Genomic DNA, 8401 nt, shown 5'->3' with positions numbered 1-8401 from the left:
TATATCTGACGAAGGCGCCATGATACCGACCAATTTGTTAATTTTATACAATTTACGCAAATTATATAGATAAAATCATTACAAATATTTTATTTTTGACTGATTGAGTTAATAAATGAAAATGACACCGATGTCTGCTTTAATGACATCGATGTCTGATAACACAGAATGCGGGAAAGTCGGGGCAAGCGGCTGCGATTTCTGTTGTTTTTTGGCACACAATTTCCGCATTTAAAATAAAATAATTATTTATCAATTGGTTATAAATTTCTTTTCTTAATCTGTTTTATTCCATCATTGCTTTACGCTATCGCTGCTATCAATATTCGCGAAAACGTTACCGCCCATACCCGCCGCCTGCCCGTTTTCAGACGGCCTGCTTCTCCCGCTTTTCCCGCCGCGTCATCAAACCGTCACACAAACCGCGTATCCTGATGCCGTTTGCGCCCTGGCGGCGGTTAACGCCCGGCGGCAAACGCGCTATACTTGTTCCAAGCCGCAAGGCAACCCTGACCGAGGAGACACCCATGCCCGACCACAATCCCATACTCTGCCGCGAATTGAGCCTGCTGGCTTTCAACCGCCGCGTGCTGGCGCAGGCGCAGGACGAACGTGTGCCGCTGCTGGAGCGGCTGCGCTTTTTGTGCATCGTGTCGTCGAATTTGGATGAGTTTTTCGAGGTGCGTATGGCTTGGCTCAAACGCGAGCTGAAGCTGCGACCGCATACGGTGTTCGACAACGGTAAAACGCCGGCGGAAACCATTGCCGACGTATCAAAGGAAGCGCGCTCGCTGATTGCCGAGCAATACGCGCTGTTTAATGATGTGCTGCAGCCGGCGCTGGAAGCGGAAAACATCTGCTTCTACCGCCGCGCTTCGTGGACGGCGGCGCAGAAAAAATGGATTGAGGACTATTTCGACCGCGAGCTGATGCCGATTCTCACCCCTATCGGCCTCGATCCGTCGCACCCGTTTCCGCGCCCTTTAAACAAATCGCTGAATTTTGCCGTCGAGCTGGAGGGTACGGACGCTTTCGGGCGGCCGGTGGACATGGCCATCGTGCAGGCGCCGCGTATTCTGCCGCGCGTGGTGCCGCTGCCGTCTGAATTGTGCGGCGGCGGCAACGGCTTTGTGTTTTTATCGTCGATTCTGCACGCTTATGTGCACAAGCTGTTTTTGGGCATGGAAGTCAAGGGCTGCCATCAGTTCCGTCTCACGCGCGACAGCGATTTGAGCGTGGACGAAGAAGATCTGCAAAACCTGCGTACTGCGGTGCAAAACGAGCTGCAAGACCGCGAATACGGCGACGGCGTGCGCCTGGAAGTGGCCGATGCCTGCCCGCCGCACATCCACGATTTTCTGCTGGCGCAATTCAAGCTCAGCGCCGACGAGCTGTATCAGGTCAAAGGCCCGGTTAACCTGGTGCGCCTGATGGCCGTACCGGATTTGGTGGACCGCCCCGATTTGAAATTCCCGCCGAAAAGCCCGGGTCGTCTGAAAAATCTGGGCAAACACGGCTCTGTATTGGACTTAGCCAGGCAAAGCCCTATCCTGCTGCACCACCCTTACCAATCGTTTGATCCGGTGGTTCAGATGATACGCGAAGCCGCCGCCGACCCCGACGTGCTGGCGGTGAAAATGACGATTTACCGCACCGGCAGCAACTCCGAGCTGGTGCGCGCGCTGATGAAGGCGGCGCACGCGGGCAAACAGGTAACCGTCGTCGTCGAGCTGATGGCACGCTTCGACGAAGCCAACAACGTCAACTGGGCGCAGCAGCTGGAAAACGCGGGCGCACACGTGGTGTACGGCGTATTCGGCTATAAAGTCCACGCCAAAATGGCGCTGGTTATCCGCCGCGAAGAAGGCCGTCTGAAAAGCTACGCCCACCTGGGCACGGGCAACTACCACCAAAGCACGTCGCGCATCTATACCGACTTCGGCCTGATTACCGCCGACGAGCAGATTACCGCCGACGTCAACACCCTGTTTTTGGAAATCACCGGCCTGGGCAAACCCGGCCGCCTCAACAAGCTTTACCAAAGCCCGTTTACCCTGCACGATATGGTCATCTCCCGCATCGCCCGGGAAGCGCGCAACGCCGCCGACGGCAAGCCGGCCAAAATCATGGCGAAAATGAATTCGCTGATTGAGCCGAAAGTCATCGAAGCGCTGTATGCCGCCAGCCGCGCGGGCGTGGAAATCGATTTGATTGTGCGCGGCATGTGCACCCTGCGCCCGGGCGTACCCGGCCTGTCGGACAACATCCGCGTGATTTCCGTCATCGGCCGCCAGCTCGAGCACTCGCGCATTTACTATTTCTACAACGGCGGCGAAGAAAATACCTATATTTCCAGCGCCGACTGGATGGGGCGCAACTTCTTCCGCCGCATCGAAGTCGCCACCCCGATTGAAGACGCCGCACTCAAAGCCCGCGTCATTCACGAAGGGCTGAACATGGCGCTGGCCGACAACACCAAAGCCTGGCAGATGCAGCCCGACGGCAGCTATATCCGCAAACAGCCGTCTGAAAACACCGCCGCCGTCAGCCTGCAGGACGACTTATGGGCGCTTTACGGCTGAGCCGCCCTGCCGCCTGAAAAATGGTAAAATGCCGCCTGCCGACCGGATTTTCAGACGGCCGGATGCAGAACCGTCAAACAAGGAACCCCCATGAGCAACCGCAACGAACAACTTTTCAACCGTGCCAAAGCCATCATTCCCGGCGGCGTCAACTCCCCCGTACGCGCATTCGGCAGCGTCGGCGGCGTGCCGCGCTTCATCAAAAAAGCAGAAGGCGCGTATGTTTGGGACGAAAACGACACCCGCTACATCGATTACGTCGGCTCCTGGGGGCCTGCGATTGTCGGCCATGCGCATCCTGAAGTCATCGAAGCCGTGCGCGAAGCGGCTTTGGGCGGTTTGTCGTTCGGCGCACCGACCGAGGGCGAAATCGTCATCGCCGAAGAAATCGCCAAAATCCTGCCCAGCGTAGAAAGCCTGCGCTTGGTGAGTTCCGGCACAGAAGCCACCATGTCCGCCATCCGCTTGGCGCGCGGCTACACCGGACGCGATAAAATCATCAAATTCGAAGGCTGCTACCACGGCCATTCCGACAGCCTGCTGGTCAAAGCGGGCAGCGGCCTGCTGACTTTCGGCAACCCGAGTTCCGCAGGCGTACCGGCCGACTTCACCAAGCATACTTTGGTGTTGGAATACAATAATACGGCGCAGCTGGAAGAAACCTTCGCCCAAATCGGCAGCGAAATCGCCTGCGTGATTCTGGAGCCGTTTGCGGGCAATATGAATTTGGTGCGGCCGTCTGAAAGCTTTATCAAAGCCCTGCGCGCACTGACCGAACAGCACGGCGCGGTATTGATTTACGACGAAGTGATGACCGGCTTCCGCGTGGCTTTGGGCGGTGCGCAATCGCTGCACGGCATTACGCCCGATTTGACCACCATGGGCAAAGTCATCGGCGGCGGCATGCCGCTGGCGGCGTTCGGCGGCAAGCGCGAAATCATGAACTGCATTTCCCCGCTCGGCGGCGTGTACCAGGCCGGTACGCTGTCGGGCAATCCGCTGGCCGTGGCTGCGGGTTTGAAAACGCTGGAAATCATTCAACGCGACGGTTTCTACGAAAACCTGGCCGCACGCACCGAACAGTTGGTACAAGGCTTCACCGCCGCCGCCCAAGCAGCAGGCATTACCTTCAGCGCGGACTATGTAGGCGGCATGTTCGGCCTTTACTTCGCCGACAAAGTACCGCAAAGCTACGCCGACATGACCGCCAGTAATACCGACGCATTCAAACGCTTCTTCCACGGCATGCTCGAACGCGGCGTGGCGTTCGGCCCGTCGGCATTCGAAGCCTGCTTTATGTCGGCGGCGCACACGCCCGAATTGGTGGACGAAACCGTTGCCGTAGCCAAAGAAGTGTTTGCGGATATGGCAAAATAAACGCTGCTGCCGGCTGAGATAGGAAGGCTTAGAAATAGAAAAAGCCGTCTGAAAAATGTATTTTTCAGACGGCTTTTTTCCGTTTCCCTCTGTCCTCAGGCAGAGCACGGATTAGTCATGACCAACGTCCATACCCTGATTGCGGGTGCTCGGCGACAACACCAGTTTGGTGTCCACTTTGCCGATGGCTTCCACGTCTTTGCCCGGGTAATCCAGCGTGTGCAGGAAGTGGCGGATACAGTTCAGGCGGGCGCGTTTTTTGTCGTCAGAGCGGATAATCGTCCACGGCGCATCGCCGGTGTGGGTGTGGAAGAACATCGCGTCTTTGGCTTCGGTATAATCGTCCCAGCGGTCGAGCGATTGGATGTCCACAGGCGAGAGTTTCCAGTGTTTCAGCGGATCGTCGCGGCGGGAGATGAAGCGGCGCAGCTGCTCTTCGCGGGATACGGAGAACCAGAATTTAAACAGATGGATGCCGCTGGCCACCAGCATACGCTCAAACTCAGGCGTTTGGCGCATAAACAGCATGTATTCGTTCGGCTCGCAGAAGCCCATCACGCGCTCTACGCCGGCGCGGTTGTACCATGAGCGGTCGAAGAACACCATTTCGCCTGCGGTCGGCAGGTTTTGGATATAGCGTTGGAAATACCATTGGCCGCGCTCGGTCGAAGTCGGTTTTTCCAAAGCCACCACGCGTGCGCCGCGCGGATTTAAGTGCTCCATATAGCGTTTGATGGTACCGCCCTTGCCTGCGGCATCGCGGCCTTCAAACAGGCAGACGATTTTCTGCCCGGTGTCTTTCACCCAGCTTTGTACTTTCAAAAGTTCGATTTGCAGCTTTTTCTTTTGAGCTTCGTACACGGCGCGGCGCATACGGACTTTATAGGGGTAGTTGGCCGGCAGAGCTGCTTTGCCCGAATCTTCGGCGCTGGCGGGGCCGCTGTGCTCCAATACGGCTTTTTCAAAGACTTCCAGTTTGTTTTCAGCGTCGTCCAATTTAATCGGCTCGAAAGGCTGTAACTGATGATCGGTCATGTCTGCTCCTTGTTCTACTTGTCGATAGTGATATGATTCTCTCTTTGCCTTTATTCTACTCCTTTTCGGCGTCATATCCTACACAAAATTACACTCCCGCGCCGCGCGGCAATAAATCTGATAATTTTTGTAAAATTTATGTATAATCAATCTATTTTCAACACCGATATGCCTTTTTTCGCCCTGCTCGACGATGCAGCGGCCGGCCGCGCGAAACTCTATCAAAATCATAGGGAAACGCATTTCATCACGCCCGACGCGCTCGATACGCTGGACGCGCTGCTGGCACAGGGCTGGGCAAAAGGGCTGCACGCAGTGTTGCTGGCAGACTACGCTTTCGGCCTGCCGCTGCAAAAGCTGCCCGCCGCGCACACCGGCCGCCTGGCGCTGCACTGGTTTGCACGCTGCGAAGCCGTCTGCGCCGAAACCTGGCTGGCCGAATATTCAGACGGCCTGCCCGCCGGCATTTCCGCGCCGCAATCCGATACCGGACGCGAAGACTATCTGGCCGCCGTAGCCGCCATTCATGCCGCCATCCGCCGCGGCGACACCTATCAAATCAACTACACCACCCGCCTGCATTGCCAAAGCTACGGCCACCCCGTATCGCTCTACCGCCGCCTGCGCCAGCCCGTGCCCTACGCCGCGCTTGCCTGCCTGCCCGAATACGGCGGTAGCAGCGTGTGGACGCTGTGTTTCTCGCCCGAGCTGTTTCTCCACATCGCCCCCGACGGCATCATCACCACCGAGCCGATGAAAGGCACGGCGCCGGTGTTAAACGACGGCCACGACGAAGCACGCGCGCTTGCCTTGCAGGCCGACCCGAAAAACCGCGCCGAAAACATCATGATTGTCGATTTGCTGCGTAACGATTTGGGCAAAATCGCCGAAACCGGCGGCGTGCGCGTACCCGAGCCGCTGAAAGTGTCCCGCTTCGGCAGCGTCTGGCAGATGACCAGCAAAATCGAAGCGCAGGCCAAAGCCTGCCTGTCCGCCGCCGACATCTTCCGCGCCGCCTTCCCCTGCGGCTCGATTACCGGCGCACCCAAGCGCATGAGTATGCAGCTGATTGAAAATTTGGAAACCGCCCCGCGCGGCCTCTACACCGGCAGCATCGGCTTTCTCAAGCCCTGCGCGGGCGGCTTGGGCTTTGAAGGCGTGTTCAACGTAGTCATCCGCACCCTGCAGCTCCGTGAAATTTCAGACGGCCTCTACCGAGGCGAATACGGCGTCGGCTCCGGCATCGTTATCGACAGCGAGCCGCAGGCCGAATACGAAGAATGCGGCTGGAAAGCCCGCTTCCTCACCTCGCTCACGCCCGAATTCGGCATCTTTGAAACCCTGAAAGTCGAAGCCAACCGCTGCCCCCTGCTCGCCCGGCACACCGGCCGTCTGAAAAACGCCGCGCACGCCCTGAATCTGCTGCTGCCCGCAGATTGGGAAACGCAAATCCGACGCCGCATCGCCGAATTACCGCCCGCCCTGTGCCGTCTGAAAATCAGCCTGAATGCAGACGGCCTCCGCTTCGAACACGCCGAAATCACCGCCCTGAGCGGCACGCAAAAAGTCGTTATCGCCCCGCAAATCCTGCCCGTGCGCGACTACCTGCGCCGCTTCAAAACCGACCGCCGCGACATCTTCGACGCCGTATGGCAAAATGCACAGGCACAAGGCGCGTTCGACGGCTTACTGTTCAATACCAACGGCTTCCTGCTCGAAGGCGGCCGCAGCAACGTCTTTATCAAAATCCGCGGTCAATGGCACACTCCTGCCGCCGATTTGGACATTCTCAACGGCGTCATGCGCCAAGCCGTTTTGCGCGACCCGCAAACCTATCTGGGCGCAGAGCAAGTGATGGAAAGCCGCATCACCCGCGAAATGCTCGAAGCCGCAGAAGACATCCGCCTGACCAACGCCCTGCGCGGCGTGCTGCCCGCCACCCTGAGCGCCGCCGCCGACCATAAAGGAACACCATGCACACCCTGAACCTTTCCGCCACCGACAAAGCCGAACGCTATCGGGAAATCCTGCCGCAAATCGGCAGCGTCATCGAAGGCGAACGCAACCTGACCGCCAACCTGGCCAACACCGCCGCCATCTTGAAAGAAGCCTTCGGCTGGCTGTGGATCGGCTTTTATCTGGTGGATGCCGCCGACAACACCCTGGTGCTCGGCCCCTTCCAAGGCCCGCTGGCCTGCACGCGCATCCCCTACGGACGCGGCGTGTGCGGCCAAGCCTGGGCAAGCGGCCAAACCATCGTGGTGGACGACGTCAACACCCACCCCGACCACATCGCCTGCTCCTCGCTCTCGCAATCGGAAATCGTCGTCCCGCTGCTGACCGCCGACGGCCGCTGCATCGGCGTATTGGACGCAGACGCTGCCCAAACCGCGCAGTTCGACGCCACCGATGCCCGCTATCTGGAAGAACTGGCCGCCCTGCTCCGGCCTTATTTTGAATAAACGGATTTTTATGCCGTCTGAAAAAAGGGCGCAGCCTGACAAGCTGCGCCCTTTTTCATGACTTATTCATAACCATTCCGGCAAAGGCGGCCGCGCGATGCCGAACTCTGGCGGGTAGTCCACGCCGGTCAGATACAGGCCGTCGGGCATAAAGGTCGGCGGAGCTTTCAGACGGCTTTTTTCCGCCAGCAAGGCTTCAAATCCGACCACGCTGAGGCGGCCGCTGCCGACATACACCAGCGCGCCCATGATGTTGCGTACCATATGGTGCAGAAAGGCATTGCCGTGCAAATCCAGCTTAATCCATGAGCCCGAGCCGCTGACTTCGGCGCGGTACAGGGTTTTGACGGGGGATTTGGCCTGGCATTGCGCGGCGCGGAAGCTGGAGAAATCGTGTTCACCCTCCAGCAGTTTGGCCGCCTGCTGCATGGCCGGCACGTCGAGCGGGTAATGCGTCCAGCCCGCGCGTCCGGCCAGCAGCGGCGAGCGCACGGGGGCGGATTGCAGCAGATAGCGGTAATGCCGTCCGTAGGCATCGAAACGCGCGTGAAAATGCGGGGCGACCGGCTGCGCCTGCCATACGGCCACGCCTTCGGGCAGATGCGCGTTCACGCCGCGTATCCACGCCTGCGCCTGCCGATCGGCGGCGGTATCGAAATGCACCACCTGCGCGGTGGCGTGTACGCCGGTATCCGTGCGCCCGGCAACGGTTACGGCCACAGGCTCACAGGCAATCTTCGCCAGCGCGGTTTCCAATGCTTCCTGCACCGTCGGCAGCGCGTCGGCCTGCTTCTGCCAGCCGAAAAAGCGGCTGCCGTCGTAAGACACAGTCAGCGCCCAGCGTTGGCGGGGCTGCGGGTAATCTTTCGTCATGATGGTTCCGTTAAAGAAAAAGATGCCGTCTGAAACGGCATCTTGTAAGGCCGGGCGGCGCGGGTGTTTTAT

General features: G+C 58.6%; 6 protein-coding genes. 4 read left to right on the top strand and 2 right to left on the bottom strand.

Translation table 11 applies throughout. The features are described 5' to 3' along the window. The first annotated feature begins 434 nt into the window (after nt 1-434). A complete protein-coding gene (gene ppk1 / locus BDE01S_RS06140) occupies nt 435-2582 on the top strand; it encodes a polyphosphate kinase 1 (protein ID WP_255265796.1) in 2148 nt (715 codons plus the stop codon). Between the two features lie 90 nt (nt 2583-2672). Beyond that, a complete protein-coding gene (gene hemL, locus BDE01S_RS06135) occupies nt 2673-3959 on the top strand; it encodes a glutamate-1-semialdehyde 2,1-aminomutase (RefSeq protein WP_066078756.1) in 1287 nt (428 codons plus the stop codon). Between the two features lie 111 nt (nt 3960-4070). Here the strand turns inward: hemL and ppk2 are convergent, their stop codons facing one another. Beyond that, the gene (ppk2, locus tag BDE01S_RS06130) at nt 4071-4994 is read right to left on the bottom strand and encodes a polyphosphate kinase 2 (RefSeq protein WP_066078751.1); all 924 of its coding nucleotides are present in this window, start codon (nt 4992-4994) and stop codon (nt 4071-4073) included. Nucleotides 4995-5162: 168 nt separating this feature from the next. On the opposite strand from ppk2, the gene BDE01S_RS06125 reads away from it, so the two are divergent. Both BDE01S_RS06125 and BDE01S_RS06120 read left to right on the top strand, forming a co-directional pair. Continuing rightward, nucleotides 5163-6980, top strand: coding sequence for a bifunctional chorismate-binding protein/class IV aminotransferase (locus tag BDE01S_RS06125; RefSeq protein WP_066078765.1), 1818 nt, complete (start codon nt 5163-5165; stop codon nt 6978-6980). After that, nucleotides 6968-7456, top strand: coding sequence for a free L-methionine (R)-S-oxide reductase MsrC (locus tag BDE01S_RS06120; RefSeq protein ID WP_066078748.1), 489 nt, complete (start codon nt 6968-6970; stop codon nt 7454-7456). The genes BDE01S_RS06125 and BDE01S_RS06120 overlap by 13 nt, the downstream gene beginning before the upstream one ends. Before the next feature lie 66 nt (nt 7457-7522). On the opposite strand, the gene truA is transcribed toward BDE01S_RS06120, so the two are convergent. Continuing rightward, nucleotides 7523-8329 (bottom strand): tRNA pseudouridine(38-40) synthase TruA, encoded by an 807-nt coding sequence (truA, locus tag BDE01S_RS06115; RefSeq protein ID WP_066078762.1) that lies wholly within the window; start codon nt 8327-8329, stop codon nt 7523-7525. Between the last annotated feature and the right edge of the window lie 72 nt (nt 8330-8401).

The organism is Bergeriella denitrificans NBRC 102155, assembly GCF_001592185.1.
Taxonomy (GTDB): domain Bacteria; phylum Pseudomonadota; class Gammaproteobacteria; order Burkholderiales; family Neisseriaceae; genus Neisseria; species Neisseria denitrificans.
This window is presented reverse-complemented; position numbering and strand designations above follow the sequence as displayed.